Annotated in this window: 18 protein-coding genes and 1 pseudogene; 11 read left to right on the forward strand and 8 right to left on the reverse strand. The window is 60.9% G+C overall.

Features of this window, described 5'->3' with window-relative positions; all coding sequences use genetic code 11:
* Positions 1–20: 20 nt before the first annotated feature.
* Complete coding sequence (locus tag ASG19_RS20935) at positions 21–662, reverse strand: LysE family translocator (RefSeq protein ID WP_062462179.1); 642 nt, start codon at positions 660–662, stop codon at positions 21–23.
* Between the two features lie 49 nt (positions 663–711).
* Entirely contained in the window at positions 712–1,626 is a 915-nt protein-coding gene (locus tag ASG19_RS20940) for a polyprenyl synthetase family protein (protein WP_062462182.1), read from the reverse strand.
* Positions 1,627–1,841: 215 nt separating this feature from the next.
* Between ASG19_RS20940 and mtgA the strand changes: the two are divergent.
* The 4 genes and pseudogenes from mtgA to rpmF all read left to right on the forward strand — a co-directional run.
* Positions 1,842–2,504 (forward strand): annotated as a pseudogene (gene mtgA / locus ASG19_RS20945) (monofunctional biosynthetic peptidoglycan transglycosylase); the annotation flags it as partial.
* A gap of 111 nt (positions 2,505–2,615) precedes the next feature.
* Positions 2,616–3,338, forward strand: coding sequence for a DUF1868 domain-containing protein (locus ASG19_RS20950; RefSeq protein WP_062462186.1), 723 nt, complete (start codon positions 2,616–2,618; stop codon positions 3,336–3,338).
* Positions 3,339–3,352: 14 nt separating this feature from the next.
* Positions 3,353–4,000: a glutathione S-transferase family protein gene (locus ASG19_RS20955; RefSeq protein ID WP_062462623.1), complete on the forward strand. Its 648-nt coding sequence runs from the start codon at positions 3,353–3,355 to the stop codon at positions 3,998–4,000.
* A gap of 168 nt (positions 4,001–4,168) precedes the next feature.
* On the forward strand, positions 4,169–4,354 hold the full coding sequence (gene rpmF / locus ASG19_RS20960) for a 50S ribosomal protein L32 (protein ID WP_062462189.1): 186 nt from the start codon (positions 4,169–4,171) through the stop codon (positions 4,352–4,354).
* A gap of 91 nt (positions 4,355–4,445) precedes the next feature.
* On the opposite strand, the gene phaR is transcribed toward rpmF, so the two are convergent.
* Positions 4,446–5,048: a polyhydroxyalkanoate synthesis repressor PhaR gene (gene phaR / locus ASG19_RS20965; protein ID WP_062462624.1), complete on the reverse strand. Its 603-nt coding sequence runs from the start codon at positions 5,046–5,048 to the stop codon at positions 4,446–4,448.
* A 230-nt stretch (positions 5,049–5,278) separates the two neighbouring features.
* On the opposite strand from phaR, the gene ASG19_RS20970 reads away from it, so the two are divergent.
* Both ASG19_RS20970 and ASG19_RS20975 read left to right on the forward strand, forming a co-directional pair.
* Positions 5,279–6,460, forward strand: coding sequence for an acetyl-CoA C-acetyltransferase (locus ASG19_RS20970; RefSeq protein WP_062462192.1), 1,182 nt, complete (start codon positions 5,279–5,281; stop codon positions 6,458–6,460).
* Between the two features lie 81 nt (positions 6,461–6,541).
* Positions 6,542–7,270: a beta-ketoacyl-ACP reductase gene (locus ASG19_RS20975; RefSeq protein ID WP_062462195.1), complete on the forward strand. Its 729-nt coding sequence runs from the start codon at positions 6,542–6,544 to the stop codon at positions 7,268–7,270.
* Positions 7,271–7,333: 63 nt separating this feature from the next.
* Here the strand turns inward: ASG19_RS20975 and ASG19_RS20980 are convergent, their stop codons facing one another.
* The gene (locus tag ASG19_RS20980) at positions 7,334–7,588 is read right to left on the reverse strand and encodes a YMGG-like glycine zipper-containing protein (protein ID WP_062462199.1); all 255 of its coding nucleotides are present in this window, start codon (positions 7,586–7,588) and stop codon (positions 7,334–7,336) included.
* Between the two features lie 40 nt (positions 7,589–7,628).
* On the reverse strand, positions 7,629–7,784 hold the full coding sequence (locus tag ASG19_RS23675) for a DUF3309 family protein (protein ID WP_082471964.1): 156 nt from the start codon (positions 7,782–7,784) through the stop codon (positions 7,629–7,631).
* 375 nt (positions 7,785–8,159) lie between these two features.
* On the opposite strand from ASG19_RS23675, the gene ASG19_RS20985 reads away from it, so the two are divergent.
* The 5 genes from ASG19_RS20985 to ASG19_RS21005 all read left to right on the forward strand — a co-directional run bounded on the left by ASG19_RS20985 (position 8,160) and on the right by ASG19_RS21005 (position 14,414).
* Positions 8,160–11,360, forward strand: coding sequence for a helicase-related protein (locus ASG19_RS20985; RefSeq protein ID WP_062462202.1), 3,201 nt, complete (start codon positions 8,160–8,162; stop codon positions 11,358–11,360).
* Between the two features lie 4 nt (positions 11,361–11,364).
* Positions 11,365–11,772 carry an RNA-binding S4 domain-containing protein gene (locus tag ASG19_RS20990; RefSeq protein WP_062462206.1) on the forward strand — a complete coding sequence of 136 codons (408 nt, stop codon included), beginning with the start codon at positions 11,365–11,367 and terminating at the stop codon, positions 11,770–11,772.
* Between the two features lie 182 nt (positions 11,773–11,954).
* Entirely contained in the window at positions 11,955–12,293 is a 339-nt protein-coding gene (gene fdxA, locus ASG19_RS20995) for a ferredoxin FdxA (RefSeq protein ID WP_062462209.1), read from the forward strand.
* A gap of 385 nt (positions 12,294–12,678) precedes the next feature.
* The gene (locus ASG19_RS21000; RefSeq protein WP_062462212.1) at positions 12,679–13,254 is read left to right on the forward strand and encodes a CarD family transcriptional regulator; all 576 of its coding nucleotides are present in this window, start codon (positions 12,679–12,681) and stop codon (positions 13,252–13,254) included.
* 296 nt (positions 13,255–13,550) lie between these two features.
* On the forward strand, positions 13,551–14,414 hold the full coding sequence (locus ASG19_RS21005) for an RNA polymerase factor sigma-32 (RefSeq protein WP_062462213.1): 864 nt from the start codon (positions 13,551–13,553) through the stop codon (positions 14,412–14,414).
* Between the two features lie 107 nt (positions 14,415–14,521).
* Here ASG19_RS21005 and ASG19_RS21010 read toward each other — a convergent pair whose 3' ends face one another.
* From ASG19_RS21010 to ASG19_RS21020, 3 genes are all read right to left on the reverse strand, one after another.
* The gene (locus ASG19_RS21010; protein ID WP_244476253.1) at positions 14,522–15,958 is read right to left on the reverse strand and encodes a M48 family metalloprotease; all 1,437 of its coding nucleotides are present in this window, start codon (positions 15,956–15,958) and stop codon (positions 14,522–14,524) included.
* Positions 15,959–16,249: 291 nt separating this feature from the next.
* Positions 16,250–16,924, reverse strand: a complete 675-nt coding sequence (locus ASG19_RS21015) for an ATP-binding cassette domain-containing protein (RefSeq protein ID WP_062462216.1) — start codon at positions 16,922–16,924, stop codon at positions 16,250–16,252.
* Positions 16,917–18,539: a thiamine/thiamine pyrophosphate ABC transporter permease ThiP gene (locus ASG19_RS21020; protein ID WP_062462219.1), complete on the reverse strand. Its 1,623-nt coding sequence runs from the start codon at positions 18,537–18,539 to the stop codon at positions 16,917–16,919. The genes ASG19_RS21015 and ASG19_RS21020 overlap by 8 nt, the downstream gene beginning before the upstream one ends.
* Positions 18,540–18,546 lie beyond the last annotated feature (7 nt).

The raw sequence follows: 18,546 nt of genomic DNA on the forward strand, positions 1-18,546 counted from the left end.
CTTGAAAGTAGACGAGCCGGTCAGATCCGGCTCGTCAGCAGTTTCACGCCGGCAATGCTGTAGAAGACGGCCATGGTGCCTTCGATCCAGCGCCGCGCGGCCTTGTAGCCGCGAAGCGCGTGGCGGGTCGAAAACAGAACCGCATATCCGGTGAAGATGACCAGGCTCGAGCTCGAGCAGATGCCGACGATCAGCATGATCGCCGAAGGTGGTGCATCCGCGGGCAGGCCGAGCGAAATGATCGCCAGCCAGCCGAAGATTGCCTTCGGATTGGTGACGTGGATGGCATAGCCGCGCAGCCAGAGTTGCCTTGCCGTATAGGACGTCCTGCTCTCGCTCGATGCGGTCTCGATATCCGGGGTCCGCGCCGAGCGGTATGCCTTCCAGGCGAGATAGATCAGATAGAGCCCGCCGAGAACCTTCATGATTTCGAGCGCGATCGCGTAGCTGCGCAGGACTGCGGCGAGCCCTAGTGCGGCAGCGCAGGCCCAGGTCAGCGAGCCGCAGAAGACGCCCAGTGCCAGGATCACGCCGTTGCGACGGCCATGCGAAATCGCCATCCCGATAATGGCGAAATTGGCAGGTCCGGGGCTGAGGACAGCGATGAGATAGGCGAGATAGGCTGGCCAGATATAGGGCAGGTAGGCGAATACATCCGGCATACTTTACTCCTCGGGTCTGATCCGGGAGGCTTGCCGTTGTCCCGTCTCGTCAGTTCTGACGGCTGGCGATAAAGCGCGCCGTCTGCTGCAGAATAAATGCCTTTTCGCCGTAGGGCGCAAGCAGGTCGACGGCCTCTGCCGTCAGCGCATCGAGCTTCTCTTCCGCCCAGCCTGTGCCATGCATGGCAACCAGCGTGCCCTTGCCGCGGGCGGCATCCTTGCCGGTCGCCTTGCCCATGGTCTCGGCATCGGAGGTGATGTCGAGAAGATCATCGGCGAGCTGGAAAGCAAGCCCGATGACCTGGCCGAATTTTCTGAGGCGCTGACGATGTTCCTGATCTGCACCGGCGATGATGGCACCTGCCTCGCAGGCGAAACGGATCAGCGCGCCGGTCTTCATCGCCTGCAGCGTGGTGATGCCGGCCTCGTCCGGTGCCGATTTCTCCGCAGCCAGATCGAGCGCCTGGCCACCCACCATGCCGCCGGAACCGGCTGCGCGGGCAAGGGCCAGAACAAGTTCCGTCTTTGCCCGGTCCGGCAGCGCGGTCTCAGGCGCTGCGATAATGTCGAAGGCGTAGGTCAGCAGGCTGTCGCCGGCCAAGATCGCGGTCGCCTCGTCGAATGCCCTGTGCACCGTTGGCTGGCCACGGCGAAGGTCGTCGTCGTCCATGGCGGGAAGGTCGTCGTGGATGAGCGAATAACAGTGGAGACATTCGAGCGCCGCGCCGATGCGCATGGCGGCCTGTTCGTTTCCATCCAGCAAAAGGGCGCTTTCGCGCAGCAGGAACGGCCGCAGCCGCTTTCCGCCATTGAGCGAGCCGTGGCGCATCGCGGCCATCAGATGGGCCGGGCGCGTGACCTCGTCGGGCAGCGTTTCGTCCGAAAGAAGCGACACAAGCAGCGCCTCGGTGGCGACTGCGCTGTCTTTCAACCGGCTTTCGAATGCAGGATCGGTCGTGTTCATGCCGGGCTGTTTGGCATGGGGCGACGATACAGGCAATGTCGATTTACCAGCATTGCCGAAGTTTCAGCCGGTGGACTGGCCTTCGAAAGCGCCACCGGCTATGAAACTTTAAACGGGCGGGTAGAAGCACCTTGGATATCGTACCTGAACAGCATGCCGAAGAAGACGAACCCGTGAGGCCGGCGCGCCGTTTTCGCCTGCCTGCCACCACGTGGCTTCGCCGCGCCATCCTGTTCGTGATTGCGCTGGTCGTGCTGCCCTATCTCCTGATCCCGGTCTATGCCCTGCCGTTCACCCGGCCAGTGTCCACCCTCATGCTGTCGGAACTGTTTCTGTTGCGCGGCTATGACCGACGTTGGGTCGATATCGAGGATATCTCGCCCAATCTCGTGCGGGCCGTGATGATGTCGGAGGACGGCCAGTACTGTTTCCATGGCGGTGTCGACTGGCGCCAGATGCGCGGCGTCGTGCAGGATGCGCTGGATGGCGAGTCGACGCGCGGTGCGAGCACCATTCCGATGCAGACGGCGAAGAACCTGTTCCTCTGGAACGGCCGCTCCTTCATCCGCAAGGGGCTGGAGCTTCCATTGGCGCTGACGCAGGACTTCCTCTGGCCGAAATGGCGGTTGATGGAGATCTATCTCAACGTCGCGGAATGGGGGCCTGGCATCTACGGTGCGGAAGCGGCGGCGCAGTATCATTTCAAGGTGCCCGCTGCCAAGCTGAGTGCCCGGCAGGCCGCGCTGCTTGCGGTAGCGCTCCCCAATCCGCACACCCGGGTCGCCAGCAAGCCCGGCCGCGGAATGCAGCGGTTGGCGGGTGTCGTGGAACGGCGCGCGCGCGCATCCAGCGATTACATCAAATGCATTTATGGGTGACGTCAAAACTAAGCGTTAAACGTCGCTCATGTCATCTGTCAGTATCGACGCTGGCTTAAGAGCGCATCGAGCACGCTTTGTGAGTGCGTTTACGCAGAAAGTGGACCGCCGATGGATGCCAGACTGATTTCGCCCGATCTCCTCAAATACTCGGCGACGCACAATCCAAAACCGCCGCCGCGGCTGGGAACGCGTTACGGACGGCGAGGTGGCTTTCTGCCCGAGCCCGGAAATACGATCGTCTGCCATCTGGACAAAGGATCGGCAACGCAGGCGCTGCTTGTCGCGGCACGCGCGCGCTATCTCGACATGCCGGAAGCCGACCGTTTCATCTTCACGCCGATCACCAGCCTGCACATGACGCTGTTCCAGGGTGTCATCGAATACCGCCGCAAGCCTCGCTTCTGGCCGGACGATATGCCGCTTGAGACGCCGATCGAGGACATGACGGAAATCATGGCGGCCCGGCTCGAAGGGTTCTCGACGCTTGATCCGTTCCAGGTGACCGTGAAAAGCGCCAAACCGTCGGGTCTGGTGGTGGAGGGGAAGTCCGAGAATGACCGCAGGGCGATGAAGGCCTGGCGCGATGCGCTGGCGAAGCTCCTCGGCTATCGCCATCCGGATCACGACGACTATGCCTTCCACATTACCTTTGCCTATGTGATCGAGCGCCTGTCGGATGCAGCGCTGCCGGCCTGGCAGACGATGCTCGACGAGGTGACCGCTGAGATCCAGCGCGCGGCCCCGGTGCTGGAATTGCGGCCGCCGGCATTCTGCTCGTTCGAGGACATGAACCATTTCCACGAACTGATGATTTTCGATTCCGAGACCTGATGGAAACCGCGCTGATGGAAAAACTCGTCCTCTATATCGCCAATAAGAACTATTCGTCCTGGTCCTTCCGGCCGTGGATTGCGCTGACCGCGGCCGGCGTTCCTTTCGAGGAAGTGCTGATCCCGTTCGATTATCCGGCCGGCAATCCACGCTACAAGACGATCTCGCCCAATGGCCAGGTACCGGTTCTGTATCATGGCGACGTGCGTGTCTGGCAGTCGCTGTCGATCATCGAATACGCGGCCGAGCTGTTTCCCGAGAACGGGATCTGGCCGAAGGCTCCAGCGGATCGTGCCGTCGCCCGCTCCATCTCGATGGAAATGCTCTCGGGCTTTCGGGCGCTGCGCAATGCCTGCCCGATGAACTTCCGCCGGCAGAAGCGCCGCATCGCTCTCCCCGACGGCCTGATGGAAGACGTCGCGCGCATCTCCACGATCTGGCGGGAACTGCGCGCGAAATCCGGCGGTCCCTTCCTGTTTGGCGACTTTACCGCAGCGGACGCGATGTTTGCGCCGGTCGTCAATCGCTTTGCGGTCTATGATCTGGTAGACGACGCCGATACGCTTGCGTATATGGAGGCAATGACGTCGCATCCGGCCTGGGTTTCATGGCAGGAAGCGGCCCTTCAGGAGACAGCAATCGTAGAAGAAGACGAGGCCTGAGGTGTTTCGGCGTGGTTTGCGAAAAAATCCCGCCAATATCCCTGCAGGGACTGGTCAAGTACCCGGTTGGCATGTATAAGCGCGCCAAATTTCCGAGATCGAGACATGGAATGTTCGGCCTCAGTTCCGGCCGGAAATCCCTGTTTTGCACGAAGTGGAGTAACGAAAATGGCTGTACCTAAAAGAAAAACGAGCCCGTCGAAGCGCGGTATGCGCCGCTCTGCTGACGCTCTCAAGACCCCGACATTTGTCGAGGACAAGAACTCCGGCGAACTGCGCCGTCCGCACCATATCGATCTCAAGACCGGTATGTACCGCGGCCGTCAGGTTCTGACGCCGAAGGAAAGCGCATAAGCTTTTCTGATGATTGCTTGAAAGGCCGGCTTTGCCGGCCTTTTTTGTTGTGCGCTCGGTAAGGCGCGTTTCTTCCCGCAGCAGGTGCCGTTCAGGTGCTCATGCTGTCGAGACGACCCTGAAGCGCGCGGAGCTGCTCCTTCAGTTCGTCGATGTCCTTGGCTTCCGCCTTCTTGCCCGATGGTGGGGCGGACTGGTGCTGAGGCGGCGTCGCGGCACCGGCAAAGGGCGCGAACATCTGCATGGCCTGACGGAACATGTCCGTATTGCGCCGCACCTGTTCTTCCATCATCTGCATCGGAAGATGCAGGTTCTTGGCGATCGGCGTGTCACCGAACGCACTCGTCATCTGCTCGCGCATCTGCACCTGCTGGTCCGTAAACGTCTTCATCGAGTGTTCGAGGAAGGTCGGCACCACCATCTGCATCTGATCACCGTAATAGGAAATCAGCTGTCGCAAGAAGGACACCGGCAGAAGCGTGTTTCCCGTCTTGGACTCCTGCTCGAAAATGATCTGGGTCAGAACCGAGTGCGTGATGTCCTCGCCCGTCTTGGCATCCTGAACCGTAAATACCTCGCCCTTCTTGACCATTTTAGCCAAGTCTTCGAGCGTCACGTATGTGCTTGTTCCGGTGTTGTAGAGGCGCCGGTTCGCGTATTTCTTGATCGTCACGTCACCTTCGGTCTTTGCCATGATTTCCCTCCACTTCGCCATTCGCGCGATTATTAGTGCTTGGCATCTTCTCCCGCCTCGAATGTAAGCTTAAATTGGCGCAACTGACAATCGATTTGTGCGCCGCGATGGATCACCATGCTGCGCAGCAAATCGATGAAAAACCGGGTGTTTCGGGCGAAAACCGGGCTTTTGACAGGGCGCTCAGGCTTTGCCAGTCTCGGTGCCAAGAAACGGAAAGAGGAGACATCATGTCCAATCCATCCATCGTTATCGCAGCCGCAGCACGAACGGCCGTCGGCTCCTTCAATGGCGCATTTGCAAACGTGCCCGCACACGAACTTGGCGGCGCGGTAATCAAGGAGGTGCTGGCGCGCTGTGGCGTGGAGGCGGGGGAAGTGGACGAGGTCATCATGGGGCAGGTCCTGCCTGCCGGCGAGGGACAGAACCCCGCCCGTCAGGCGGCGATGAAGGCCGGTATCCCGCAGGAGGCGACGGCCTGGGGCGTCAACCAGCTCTGCGGTTCCGGTCTTCGTGCGGTCGCACTGGGCATGCAGCAGATCGCGCTCGGCGACGCCAAAATCATCGTCGCGGGAGGCCAGGAATCCATGTCGATGGCCCCGCATTGCGCACATCTGCGCGGCGGCGTGAAGATGGGCGATTTCAAGATGATCGATACGATGATCAAGGATGGCCTGACCGACGCGTTCTACGGCTATCACATGGGCATCACCGCTGAAAACATCGCCCGACAGTGGCAGTTGTCGCGCGAGGAACAGGATCAGTTCGCGGTGTCCTCGCAAAACAAAGCGGAGGCAGCGCAGGTTGCTGGCCGCTTCAGGGACGAGATCGTTCCGTTCCTGATCCAGACCCGAAAGGGCGATGTTCGCGTCGAGAACGACGAATACATCCGTGCCGGTGCGACTTTGGAGGGGATGGCGAAGCTTCGGCCGGCCTTCGACAAGGAAGGCACAGTGACTGCCGCCAACGCATCCGGCCTTAACGATGGCGCCGCCGCAGCGTTGCTGATGACGGAGGAAGAAGCCGGTCGTCGTGGCATTGCGCCGCTCGCGCGCATCGTCTCCTGGGCCACCGCCGGCGTCGATCCGCAGATCATGGGAACCGGCCCCATCCCGGCTTCGCGTCGCGCGCTGGAAAAAGCCGGTTGGAAAATCGGCGATGTGGATCTGATCGAAGCGAATGAGGCGTTTGCCGCACAGTCCTGCGCGGTCACGCGGGATCTGGGCCTCGATCCGTCGCTCGTCAACGTCAACGGCGGAGCGATCGCCATCGGTCACCCGATCGGTGCGTCGGGTGCGCGAATTCTCAATACGCTGCTGTTCGAAATGAAGCGCCGTGGCGCGAAAAAGGGGCTTGCGACGCTCTGCATCGGGGGCGGTATGGGCGTCGCCATGTGTCTGGAAGCGCTCTAGCACTGGGTGGCAGCTGCCCACGTTATCGGCGTGAGCAGCTCCGTTACGCTGACGGCGGCGACGGTATGAAAGGAAGTTTACATGGCGCGTATCGCGTTGATTTCAGGAGGCACGCGCGGCATCGGGGCTGCGATCAGCACTGCCATGAAAGCGGCAGGCTATTCGGTCGCCGCAAATTTTGCGGGCAATACCGAAAAGGCCGCTGAGTTTCACGCGGCGACGGGCATTCCGGTGTTCCAGTGGGACGTGTCGGATTACGATGCCTGCGTGAAGGGCATCTTTGAAGTCGAAGCGCAGCTCGGGCCTGTCGACGTCCTCGTCAACAATGCCGGAATCACCCGCGACGGCATGTTTCACAAGATCACGCCACAGCAGTGGAAGGAGGTCATTGATACCAACCTTTCCGGCCTGTTCAACATGACCCATCCGGTGTGGCCCGGCATGCGCGAGCGCGGCTTCGGCCGCATCATCAACATCTCCTCGATCAATGGCCAGAGGGGCCAGATGGGGCAGGTGAACTATTCCGCCGCCAAGGCTGGCGATCTCGGCTTCACCAAGGCTCTTGCGCAGGAAGGGGCCTCGAAGAACATCACCGTCAATGCGATCTGCCCCGGCTATATCGGAACCGACATGGTGCGTGCCATCCCGCAAAAGGTGATGGATGAGAAGATCATCCCGCAGATACCTGTCGGACGGTTGGGCGAACCGGAAGAAATCGCCCGCTGCGTGCTGTTTCTAGCCTCTGAAGAAGCCGGATTCATTACCGGCTCGACGCTCAGCGCAAATGGCGGTCAGTATTTCGCCGGGTAAGCGGATACAAAAAAACCGGCGCCCATGGGACGCCGGTTTCTATTCTGCGACTAAACGCAGGACTTAGCGGCAACGCGCTTCGTATGTACGGCCATAACGGTCGCGATAGACGCAGTAACCATTGCGCTTCTGCGATTCGCCGATAGCAGCGCCAACCAGACCGCCGCCGACAGCGCCGACTGCAGCGCCACCCCAGCTGTTGGTCACAGCGCCACCGATAACGGCGCCCGAAGCAGCACCGATTGCAGTGCCCTTTTCAGTGGATGTGCAGGATGCCAGCATTCCGACGAGAGCGCCGACGAGCAAAACTTTTTTCATGTCACTTTCCTTCCCTTGGTAACGTGCGGCTTCGCCGCTTTTAGATCCTGCCCATCAGCAGGAGGATGATGATAATCAGCACAACGAGGCCGAGACCGCCGGACGGACCATAACCCCAGTTCCGGCTGTGCCCCCAATTCGGCAGCGCGCCGATCAAAAGCAAAATCAGTACGATAAGTAGGATGGTTCCGAGCATAGGCTTGTACTCCGCTGACCTACCGGCTCGACATGTCCGGTTGGGATTGCCGAGAAAACGTAGCATGGGAACTTTTGTTCCACTCACCACTTGCTTGTCCGTGGGGTGTGGTTAACGGGTTACACTTTCGCCATGCGTCGGAAAGCCGGGTAATGTTCGAAACAGATCGGGAACGCTCCGGAATCCGCAATCGTCGCCGATTCGTTCACGTTTGTTCGAACGAAACTGGCTTGCGTATCGTACGCATGTTGATCCTGGAAATCGTGGTCTCGCCTTGTCGAGGACAACATATCGGCTTGCGTTTATCGTCGAGCATGGCCATCTGATACTGCGATTGCGTTTCCGTGGAGGATCGCATCGGCGGATAAGCAGGAACTGGCTTTGCATTCTCAGCCCATGATTCTCAGCGGCCGCGGCGTCACGGCCGTGCTAGGCCCCACCAATACCGGCAAGACCCATTATGCCATCGAGCGCATGGTTGCGCACGGTTCCGGCGTCATCGGTCTGCCCCTTCGCCTGCTTGCACGCGAGGTCTATACGCGTGTCGTGGAGAAGGTGGGCTATCACAATGTCGCGCTGATCACGGGCGAGGAAAAGATCACGCCGCATATGGCGCGCTTTTCCGTCTGCACCGTCGAGGCGATGCCGCGCGAGACAAAGGCCGCCTTCGTCGCTATCGACGAGGTACAGCTGGCCGGCGATCTCGAGCGCGGGCACATCTTCACCGACCGCATCCTGCATCTTCGCGGACGCGAGGAGACGTTGCTGCTCGGTGCCGGCACCATGCGGCCGATCCTCGAACGGCTGCTTCCCGGGATCACCGTGGTCGAACGGCCGCGCCTCTCGCAGTTGTTTTATGCCGGTCAGAAAAAGATCACCCGCCTGCCGCAGCGTTCCGCGATCGTCGCCTTCTCTGCGGAAGAGGTCTATGCGATCGCCGAACTGATCCGCCGCCAGCGCGGTGGTGCGGCTGTCGTGCTTGGCGCCTTGAGCCCGCGCACCCGCAATGCACAGGTCGCTCTCTATCAGGAAGGCGATGTGGAATATCTCGTCGCAACCGATGCGATCGGCATGGGCCTCAATCTCGATGTGGATCACGTTGCCTTCGCTCAGGATCGCAAGTTCGACGGCTATCAGTTCCGCAATCTCAATCCGTCCGAAATGGCGCAGATTGCCGGGCGTGCGGGCCGCCACCTGCGTGACGGAACCTTTGGTGTCACCGGGCAGGTCCAGCCGTTCGACGACGAACTGGTCGAGCGGATCGAGGGTCATCATTTCGAGCCGGTGAAAGTGCTGCAGTGGCGCACGAAAAGCGTCGACTATTCCTCGCTTGCCGCTCTGCGTGCCAGTCTCGACCGGCCGCCGACCGTGGCGGGGCTTGCCCGCGCGCTGCCGGCAATCGATATCCAGGCGCTCGACTATCTGTCGCGCTACGCAGAAATCCGCGATACGGCGACAACGCCGGAGCGGGTGGAAAAATTGTGGGAGGCCTGCGCTCTGCCGGACTATCGGCGGATTGCCCCTGCGCAACACGCAGACCTCATTTCGACTCTTTTCTCGGATCTTGTGCGCTTCGGCACGGTGAACGAGCAATTCATGGCAGAACAGGTTCGCCGCGCCGACCGGACCGACGGAGAAATCGACACCCTGTCGGCCCGAATCGCGCAGATTCGTACCTGGACCTATGTTTCGAACCGCCCTGGCTGGCTTGCCGATCCGACACACTGGCAAGAAAAGACACGGGAAATCGAGGATAGGTTGTCGGACGCGTTACATGAACGGTTGACGAAACGCTTTGTTGATCGCAGGACATCTGTGCTCATGAAGCGCCTAAGAGAGAATGCGATGCTGGAAGCTGAAATCAGTGTGAATGGGGATGTCTTCGTCGAAGGCCATCATGTGGGGCAATTGGCTGGATTCCGATTCACGCCTATAGCCGGCACGGAGGGTCCAGATGCGAAGGCCGTCCAGGGTGCCGCGCAAAAGGCGCTTGCGCTGGAGTTCGAGGCACGCGCCGCGCGGCTTTATGCATCCGGCAACAACGACCTTGCTGTCGGCTCGGACGGTTCCGTGCGCTGGCTAGGCGAACCTGTCGGCCGGCTTGCGTCAAGCGACCATATCATGCGCCCGCGCCTGATCCTGCTTGCCGACGAGCAGTTGACCGGCAATGCCCGCGAACACGTCGTTGCGCGCATCGAGCGTTTCGTGAACCATCACATTGCGACCGTGCTGAAGCCGCTGGACGATCTGTCGCGCGCTGAAGACCTGCAGGGTCTCGCCAAGGGCCTGGCCTTCCAGCTGGTCGAAAACCTCGGCGTCATGTTCCGGCGCGATGTTGCCGAAGACGTGAAGACGCTCGATCAGGATGCGCGCGCTTCGATGCGCCGATACGGCATCCGCTTCGGCGCCTACCATGTGTTCATGCCGGCGCTGCTGAAGCCTGCTCCGGCCGAGCTTATCACGCTTCTCTGGGCGCTGAAGAACGACGGCATCGACAAGCCGGGTTACGGCGATCTCATTCCGGCGCTTGCTGCCGGCCGCACATCGGTCGTCGCGGATCCTGCTTTCGAGCGTACCTTCTACAAGCTCGCCGGTTTCCGCTTCCTCGGCAAGCGTGCCGTTCGTATCGACATTCTCGAGCGTCTGGCCGATCTCATCCGTCCGCTGCTGCAGTGGAAGCCGGGCTCCAGCCCGCGTCCAGAAGGCGCCTATGACGGTCGCCGCTTCGTGACGACGACAGCCATGCTGTCGATCCTCGGCGCAACGCCTGACGATATGGAAGAAATTCTGAAAGGCCTCGGCTATCGCGCCGATGCCGTGAAGCCTGAAGAGGCGCAGGCATTCCTGGCTGGCCAGGAGCCAGCTGCGGCTGCCCCTGCCACGCCAACGGCTGCAGCAGACGAGGCCGCACCGACTGCCGAAGGCGATCAGGGCGAAGAAACTGAAGCAACCGAAGCTTCCGCTGAGGTTGTGGCGCCTGCTGAGGCTGCTGCTCCTGCAGAAGACGCTGCGAGTGAAGAAGCTGCAGCGCCTGACGTCGCCGCTTCCATGGAAGCTGAAACCGTTGAGGCACCTGCAACGGCCGAGCCGGACGCTCAGGCCGAGACAGCCGCCTCGACTCAATCTGCCGCTGCCGTCGAACCCGAAGAAGCAAAGCCTGTTCTCCTGTGGCGCCCGGGTGGCGGTCGCGAGAACAGCCAGCGCCAGGGTGGTCGGCCACAGCAGGGTGATCGCCGTGGTAACGGCCAGGGTCAGCGCAATGCCGGTGCTGCCTCAGCAGGCCGCACCCAGGAAGCCCGCCCCCAGGGCGAAGCCGCTCCCAAGGAAGGCCGTCGCGATGGTCGTCGGGATGGCGAGCGCCGTGACGGTGGTCGTCCAAACCGCGACAACAACAACCGTCGGCCTGAAAACCGGGGCGATCGTCCCGAGCGCGGAGATCGTAACGATCGTCCGGACCGTAACAAGGGACCGCAGCCCGCTCGCTTTGAGGCCAAGCCACCGCGCAAGGAAAAGCCGATCGATCCGGATTCGCCCTTTGCCAAGCTTGCTGCTCTCAAGGAGCAGATGAAGAAGTAGGCGCATGGTTGAAAAAGAGCTGCATGCAGGTTCGCGACAGCGCATCGACAAGTGGCTCTTTTTCGCGCGCATGGCAAAGTCACGCTCCATCGCGCAGTCGCTGATCCAGTCCAACTGCATCCGGATCAACGGCGCGCTGGTGTCTCAGCCAAGCTATCAGGTCAAGACCGGGGACCGCCTCGACATCAAGCTGGAACGGCGCGATGTGGTTCTGGTCGTCAAGTCCGGTGGTGATCGGCGGGGTCCATTCGAAGAGGCGCGGCTTCTCTACGAAGATCTGACGCCGCCTCCGGAGGAACGCCAGAAGTTGACGGCGTTCGAGCAGGCGCAACGCCTGCCGGGCTCGGGGCGTCCGACGAAGAAGGAAAGGCGGGAGACCGAACGCCTGTTTCCCGAAGCGGGCGAAAACTAGGTTTAGAAAATCCGCCCTCAAGACCCGGTTTTTACGCACGGTTTATTCTTGCGCAGTTGCAGCAAAGGCATTAGGTGACACTCGAAAAGCATGACTTCCTTGAGTGCTGAAGTCTGCCGGCTTTTCGCCTGCCGCACCTTTCGTCGGCAGCGTGCCGCAATCTGCGATATTCGGAGTTTCGCATGACATTCGTCGTGACAGACAATTGCATCCGCTGCAAATACACAGACTGTGTCGAAGTGTGCCCGGTCGATTGCTTCTACGAAGGTGAGAACTTTCTGGTCATTCACCCGGACGAATGCATCGATTGCGGCGTCTGCGAGCCTGAATGTCCGGCTGAGGCCATCAAGCCTGACACGGAACCAGGTCTCGACAAGTGGCTGAAGGTGAACTCCGATTTCGCGCAGATCTGGCCGAACATTACCGTGAAGAGGGATCCTCTTCCGGAGGCCAAGGAAATGGACGGCGAAGAAGGCAAGTATGAAAAGTACTTCTCGGCAGAGCCAGGTTCCGGCGATTAAACCTGAATGGTGACGGTGCGCCCGTCACCCGCTCGAATCAGCTGTCTTTTGGTTGGGCACTGTCCGACTGTCACGCGGCTTGCAAGAATAAAAGCAAATTATTGATTTCCGCACTTTTTTGTGGTAGAGCTTACTCACTGTTCCACAAGGTGGCACTCGCGTGCCCGAAAAACATCACGAAAGAAACAGATCGCTCCCCGCGTTCCCAGTGACATTGCAACACTTTGATGTTGTCGTCGCCGTTTCGCGAGTTGGTCTGTTTTTGCGCGCGTTGTCGGATCAGTATGGAGTGACCCGACGGTTTCCCCCGTCTCATCCGGGCCTGACAGACCCGGTTTCCCCAGACCCGATAAAACGGGTGAGTCAAAGGGAGTTTGTGAATCGAATGACGACCCAACTGAAAAAGAATTCTCCCGCACGCCAGGGCTTTAGAACTGGTGAATCGATTGTTTATCCTGCGCATGGCGTCGGCACGATCACCTCTATCGAAGAACAGGAAGTCGCGGGCATGAAGCTCGAGCTTTTCGTGATCGATTTTGAAAAGGACAAAATGCGCCTGAAGGTTCCGGTCGCCAAGGCCTTGAGCATCGGCATGCGCAAGCTCTCCGAGACGGATTTCGTCGAACGTGCATTGAAGGTGGTCCAGGGCAAGGCCCGCGTGAAGCGCACGATGTGGTCGCGTCGCGCACAGGAATATGATGCCAAGATCAATTCCGGTGATCTGATCTCCATTGCAGAAGTGGTGCGCGATCTCTTCCGCGCCGAAAACCAGCCCGAGCAGTCTTATTCCGAGCGTCAGCTGTATGAAGCGGCGCTGGATCGCATGGCGCGCGAAATTGCCGCCGTCAACAAGATGTCCGATACGGAAGCCGTTCGCCTGATCGAGGTCAACCTTGCCAAGGGTCCCAAGCGCGGCAAGACAGTCGAGGAAGATGAAGCTCAGGAAGAAGAAGCAGCCTGATTTGTCTCTGAAAGACAACACCAAAAACCCGGCCTAGTGCCGGGTTTTTTGTTGGAACCTTTACAACACAAGCGCGTTAACCCGCCGGAACGGCGAATTTAATGCTGCATCGTGCTGCGTGTTCTCCGTCCTAACCAATAGCGGGGCGATTGCCTAACCGGTCCAAGACCTCCGCGAGACACTTGAGGGACATCGGCAGAAATTCGCAAAAATCAAGGCTGGAATATCGGTAATCCCGCAATTCAGCGTTTTTTTTGGTTCTGCCCTTTGTCGATCACGGCACCACGGAGAACACTATGACAGCCATGTCCGCAGACCGCACAATGATCAAGATAGCGATGTCGGCTCCGTATCTCGCCCGCGAGGAAGAGCGTGATCTGGCAATCCGTTGGAAAGACCGCCAGGATCAGGGCGCTCGAAACCAGATTGCACTCGCCCACATGCGTCTCGTCATCGCGATGGCATCGAAATTCCGTGGGTTCGGTCTACCCATGAGCGATCTCGTTCAGGAAGGTTATGTGGGATTGCTCGAGGCTGCGGCAAGGTTCGAACCGGCCCGCGATGTCCGCTTTTCCACATACGCCAGCTGGTGGATCCGTGCCTCCATGCAGGACTATATCCTGCGCAACTGGTCGATCGTACGCGGTGGTACGAGTTCAGCCCAGAAAGCGCTGTTCTTCAATCTGCGCCGCCTGCGCGCAAAACTTGCCCGCGGCGACTCCAACCTCACGGCCCAGGCCATCCATGAGGAAATTGCCGTCGCACTCGGCGTCAGCGTTTCCGACGTGCAGACCATGGATGCCCGCCTCTCCGGCAATGACTCGTCGCTTCAGGCTCCAACGATTTCCGGTGATGCCGACAGTGGCGAACGCCTCGACATGCTGGCCAGCGGCGAACCACTGCCGGACGAACAGGTCTCCGGCATGATCGATGGCGAGCGTCGGCTGAAATGGCTGCAGGGTGCCCTCACAAAGCTCAACGACCGCGAAAAGATGATCATCCGCGCCCGCAGGCTGACGGATGACGGTGCGACGCTGGAAGCGCTTGGCGCCAAGCTCGGCATTTCCAAGGAGCGTGTGCGCCAGATCGAAAGCCGCGCGATCGAGAAGCTGAAGTCGGCACTCGTCACCGCAAATCCGCAGATGGCGCTTGTGTCCTAAACACACTGTGCCCGCGCCGCTCTGGCGGTCGCGACATCTCGACACGATGCTTCAAAGCGCGCAGGCCCTTGAAACGGCCTTCGCGCTTTGAAGCTTTTATACAAGCCTCATTCGGAAATGATTTTGACTTTTTGGCCCGGCGACAATGTCGCGCCGACCGGAATGGCGTTGATCAGCTTGAACAGGTCCAGCTTGCGGTCTGTGCCCATCATCCGGCTTGACAGCGATGCCATCGTATCCTGCGGCCCAACGCTTACGACGCGGACGCGGAGCGGCTTCAGCGACGCGATTTCAGGCTGTGTCATGCGGCGGAAGCTGTTGCGCAGGATCTGTGCGGTCGTGTCGAGTGCGGGACTGCCCTTCGGAACTGCCGTCAGGAACCGGAAGATCTGGTCGTTGACCTTGATCACGGTCACATCGAAATCCCAGCGTTCGGCGGAGGCGCGTGCGGTCGCGGCCGGCAGGCCGTTGACGGTTGTCTCGCGCACGGTTTCCGGCTGAAGCCCTGCCACCCAGCCGCTGGTCAGATAGTTGGGCAAGCTGCTGGTGTCGCCAGCGGCGACGCCGTCGAAACGGATCGCGGTTTCGCCCGGTCCCGTCGCCAGCACGGCTTCGACCTTGTTGTCGATGCGGAAGTCCGGCGGAACGTCGAAGCGTATTCCAAGGCCCCCGTGCAGGAAGGTCTGGCCGCGGACATAACCCTCCTGGGGGCTGTCGCCATAGAGAAGCCCGTCGATGCCGGCGAGGAAATAGTCGCGACCCTTGTCGCCGACGCCTTCCTGGCCGAAGTTGCGGGCATGCCTGCGGGCCAGATCGACGCGCTGGGCGGAATTCGGGTGGCTGGACAGGAAGTCCAGGCTCTGGTCGCTGTCGGGATCGACAGCCGAGTAGCGCGCATAGGCCGCCATCGAATCGAGGAAGCGCGCAGCGGCGTAAGGGTCGTAGCCAGCTTCGCCCAGCATCCGCACACCGATCACGTCCGCCTGCAGTTCCTGTTGGCGGGAGAAAGCAGCGAGCCTCAGCTTGCCGCGGGCAAGCGCCTGCTTGCCGGCGATGTCGCTCGATAGAACTTCGGCAACCACCCGGCTGGCGATGACTTCGGCTTCTTCGCGCCGCTGGCGTTCGATGCCGTGGTTGGCGGTGACGTGGCCCATCTCGTGCGACAGCACGGCCGCCACTTCGGACGCGTCGTTGGCGAGCGCCAGAAGTCCGCGCGTGACGTAGAGATAGCCACCGGGCAGGGCGAAGGCGTTGATCGCCGGGGAATTGAGGATGGTGATGCGGAAAGACTGCGTCGGGTTTTCCGAAACAGCGGTCAGCGCGCCGGCAATCCGGGCGACCAGCCGTTCGGTCTTGGCGTCACGATATTCGCCGCCGTAGCTTGCCACGATGCGGGGATGCTCGCGCGCACCCATCTGCGCCCGCGGATCGTTCTTTTGAACTTCGTCGACGATCTGCGGCGAGTCCGATGGCGAGACGTTCGGCGTATAGGCCTGGTCGAACACGGACTGACAGCCTGCGAGTGCTGCACCTGCGAGCAACACGACGGCAAAGCGTCTCCAACGGCGCGGTGCGCTGGTCTGCCCGGTCCTGCCGGGTGTCGCGTCCTCGCGTGTGTTGATCCGTGTCTTCTGCACCGTCAGTCCTGTTCACCTTCGCTTCGTACCGATTTTCGCATCGCATGCACAGATAAAAGAGATAGGTTCAGCCGGCGCGTTTGCAATTGACTTCTGATAAACCAAGGCGATGACATCGCCGCAAGACCAAATTGTGGCACTGCGATAACGTTGGTTTTCGCCTGTCTCTATTCGTGACGACGCTCCGTCGACTGGCCTCTAGCGGGCGTAAGGAATAGCCGTGTTTGCGGCGGAGTTGACGATGGTGCCATCGTCGACAGCGACCACCACGTCAGCAAGCTTTTGAACCTCGGCGCGGTCGTGGCTGACGATCACCACCGTATTGCCGGTTTCGCGGTGCAGGTCCAGAAGCAGCGACGCCATCGAAGACCTGAGTTCAGGATCAAGCGCCGCAAACGGCTCGTCCATCAAAAGGACGGGTCTTTTTCGCACCAGCACCCGCGCAAATGCCGCGCGCTGCCTCTCGCCGCCGGACAGCGTTCCCGGTTTGCGCGTCTCGAATCCTGCAAGCCCGACACGCTCGAGTGACTGCGAAATTCTCACCCTGTCCTCACGGGAAAGCTTGAGGGACGGATCGACGCCGAGGCCGATATTGGTGACGAGGTCGAGATGGGCGAACAGATTGTTGTCCTGGAACACCAGCGAAATCGGCCGCTTTGAGGGGTGCGCGTGGGTCACGTCCTCGCCCGCGATCAGGATGCGGCCGGACTCCGGTATCTCGAAGCCCGTGATCAGGTTCAAGAGGGTCGATTTCCCCGAACCAGACGGCCCGGTCACGGCGGTAATCGCGCCGTCGGTCATGGCAATATCGAAGCTGAACCGTTTGGTGCCGAGTTGCAGCGCGATCTTTTCCAGGCGGATGCTGTCAGCCATCGTATCCCTTTCGGCGGCTCAGACTTCCGAGGATCGTCAGCGCCAGACATATCATGCCTAAAAGCAGGGCAAGCCCGTCGGCGTCGTTGGTTCGGTAGCTGGATAGTCTGCTGTAGACGAGCCAGGGCAGGGTCGTCAGTTCCGAGGATCCGAACAGGGCCACAGCACCGAGATCGCCGAGCGAGAGCGCCATGGCAAACGACAGTGCCGTAAGGATTGGGCCGATCAGGAAGGGCAGGTCGATCCGCCGCAGCCTCGAGAAGCCTGTTACGCCGAGGCTCGCGGCCAGGCGTGCCGTCTGCCGCCGATGATCCTCGATCGCCGGTTCCAGCACCCGCATCACGAAGGGCAGGGCCATCAGCATGTTGATGGCCGCGACCAGTGCGGGGGCAAAACGCGAGACATCTCCGAACGGGCGAAGCAGCAGGAACAAGCCTGTCCCGATCACGACCGGCGGCACCAGCAGCACCAGCGACGACGTCGCACCCAGCATCGCCGCCAGCCCGCGCGCCGGGATGCCGGGATGACGGAGATCCCTTATGGCAATGCGCGCATGGATGATCGCCAATGCGACGCTGACGGCCAGCAGCCCGGACAAGAGCGCGATCGACAGGCTTGTATAGGCGGCGTTGAGGAATGCGGGGCTGGACGCCAGCCGCCAGAGATCGGCCTTGATGCCGGCTAGGAAGATCGAGGCGAGCGGCAGGATGAGGAACAGGGTCGCAGCGAGGATGGTTGAGCCGTCCCACAGCCTTGCGCCCCATGTCCGTCCATCGAAGCGGCGGGTGGCGCGGCCGGCAGTTACATGTGTGCCGTCGGGGGCGGGGAGAAACGCGAGAGCGGCGAGGATCAGGCCCGTCACGGCGATCTGTAGCACCGCCAGTCCGATGGCACGCGGCGGATCGAAATCGAAGCGCAGCGACTGGTAGATCGCCACTTCCAGCGTCGTCGCCGCCGGCCCGCCGCCCAGAATCAGGACCAGCGTGAAACTGGTGGCGCAGAGCATGAAGATCAGCCCGGCAATGCCCGGCACGACCCGGATGAGAGCGGGCCCCTCGATGAAACGGAAGATCGACAACGGCTTCATGCCGAGGCTGGTGGAGAGCAGCCAGTATTCCGCAGGCTGCCGCTCGAGCGCCACGAGAAACAGGCGGGCGGCCAGCGGCAGGTTGAAGAAGACATGGGCGAGGAGAATACCGGTCAGGCCGTAAATGCTGATCGGCTGCTCAAGCCCCAATGTCGAGAGGAAACTATTGACCGCGCCCTGGCGCCCCCAGATGCCGATCAGACCCAGCGCACCGATCAGAACCGGCAGACCCATCGGCAACGCCATCAGCCGCACGATCCAGATACGGCCGATGAAATGCGGCCGTCTTGCCAGTGACAGCGCTACGGGAAGCGCCAGACACACAGAGAACAGGGTCGAGAGCACCGCCTGCCACAGCGTGAACTGCAGGATGCGGCCGGTATAGGCCGTGAACAATTGCCCCTGCGTTTCAGGGGCATCCCAGAGCAGCAGGGCCGAGACCGCGATGCCGACGAAAAGCGCGATCGCGACGAGGCTCAGCACCCCTCCGGAAATCCCCCGTCTTCGCTCGGCAGCGGTCAGCAGCATGCCCGGT

It is taken from the genome of Rhizobium sp. Leaf306 (genome assembly GCF_001423425.1).
Taxonomy (GTDB): Bacteria; Pseudomonadota; Alphaproteobacteria; order Rhizobiales; family Rhizobiaceae; genus Neorhizobium; species Neorhizobium soli.

Excerpts from the sequence above, each read along its gene's own strand:
- ASG19_RS21000 (WP_062462212.1), top strand. The coding sequence starts at position 12,679 with ATGACGACCCAACTGAAAAAGAATTCTCCCGCACGCCAGGGCTTTAGA.
- ASG19_RS20935 (WP_062462179.1), bottom strand. The coding sequence starts at position 662 with ATGCCGGATGTATTCGCCTACCTGCCCTATATCTGGCCAGCCTATCTC.
- ASG19_RS20955 (WP_062462623.1), top strand. The coding sequence starts at position 3,353 with ATGGAAAAACTCGTCCTCTATATCGCCAATAAGAACTATTCGTCCTGG.
- fdxA (WP_062462209.1), top strand. The coding sequence starts at position 11,955 with ATGACATTCGTCGTGACAGACAATTGCATCCGCTGCAAATACACAGAC.
- phaR (WP_062462624.1), bottom strand. The coding sequence starts at position 5,048 with ATGGCAAAGACCGAAGGTGACGTGACGATCAAGAAATACGCGAACCGG.
- ASG19_RS21015 (WP_062462216.1), bottom strand. The coding sequence starts at position 16,924 with ATGGCTGACAGCATCCGCCTGGAAAAGATCGCGCTGCAACTCGGCACC.
- ASG19_RS20975 (WP_062462195.1), top strand. The coding sequence starts at position 6,542 with ATGGCGCGTATCGCGTTGATTTCAGGAGGCACGCGCGGCATCGGGGCT.
- ASG19_RS20980 (WP_062462199.1), bottom strand. The coding sequence starts at position 7,588 with ATGAAAAAAGTTTTGCTCGTCGGCGCTCTCGTCGGAATGCTGGCATCC.
- rpmF (WP_062462189.1), top strand. The coding sequence starts at position 4,169 with ATGGCTGTACCTAAAAGAAAAACGAGCCCGTCGAAGCGCGGTATGCGC.
- ASG19_RS20990 (WP_062462206.1), top strand. The coding sequence starts at position 11,365 with ATGGTTGAAAAAGAGCTGCATGCAGGTTCGCGACAGCGCATCGACAAG.
- ASG19_RS21020 (WP_062462219.1), bottom strand. The coding sequence starts at position 18,539 with ATGCTGCTGACCGCTGCCGAGCGAAGACGGGGGATTTCCGGAGGGGTG.
- ASG19_RS23675 (WP_082471964.1), bottom strand. The coding sequence starts at position 7,784 with ATGCTCGGAACCATCCTACTTATCGTACTGATTTTGCTTTTGATCGGC.
- ASG19_RS21005 (WP_062462213.1), top strand. The coding sequence starts at position 13,551 with ATGACAGCCATGTCCGCAGACCGCACAATGATCAAGATAGCGATGTCG.
- ASG19_RS20970 (WP_062462192.1), top strand. The coding sequence starts at position 5,279 with ATGTCCAATCCATCCATCGTTATCGCAGCCGCAGCACGAACGGCCGTC.
- ASG19_RS20940 (WP_062462182.1), bottom strand. The coding sequence starts at position 1,626 with ATGAACACGACCGATCCTGCATTCGAAAGCCGGTTGAAAGACAGCGCA.
- ASG19_RS20950 (WP_062462186.1), top strand. The coding sequence starts at position 2,616 with ATGGATGCCAGACTGATTTCGCCCGATCTCCTCAAATACTCGGCGACG.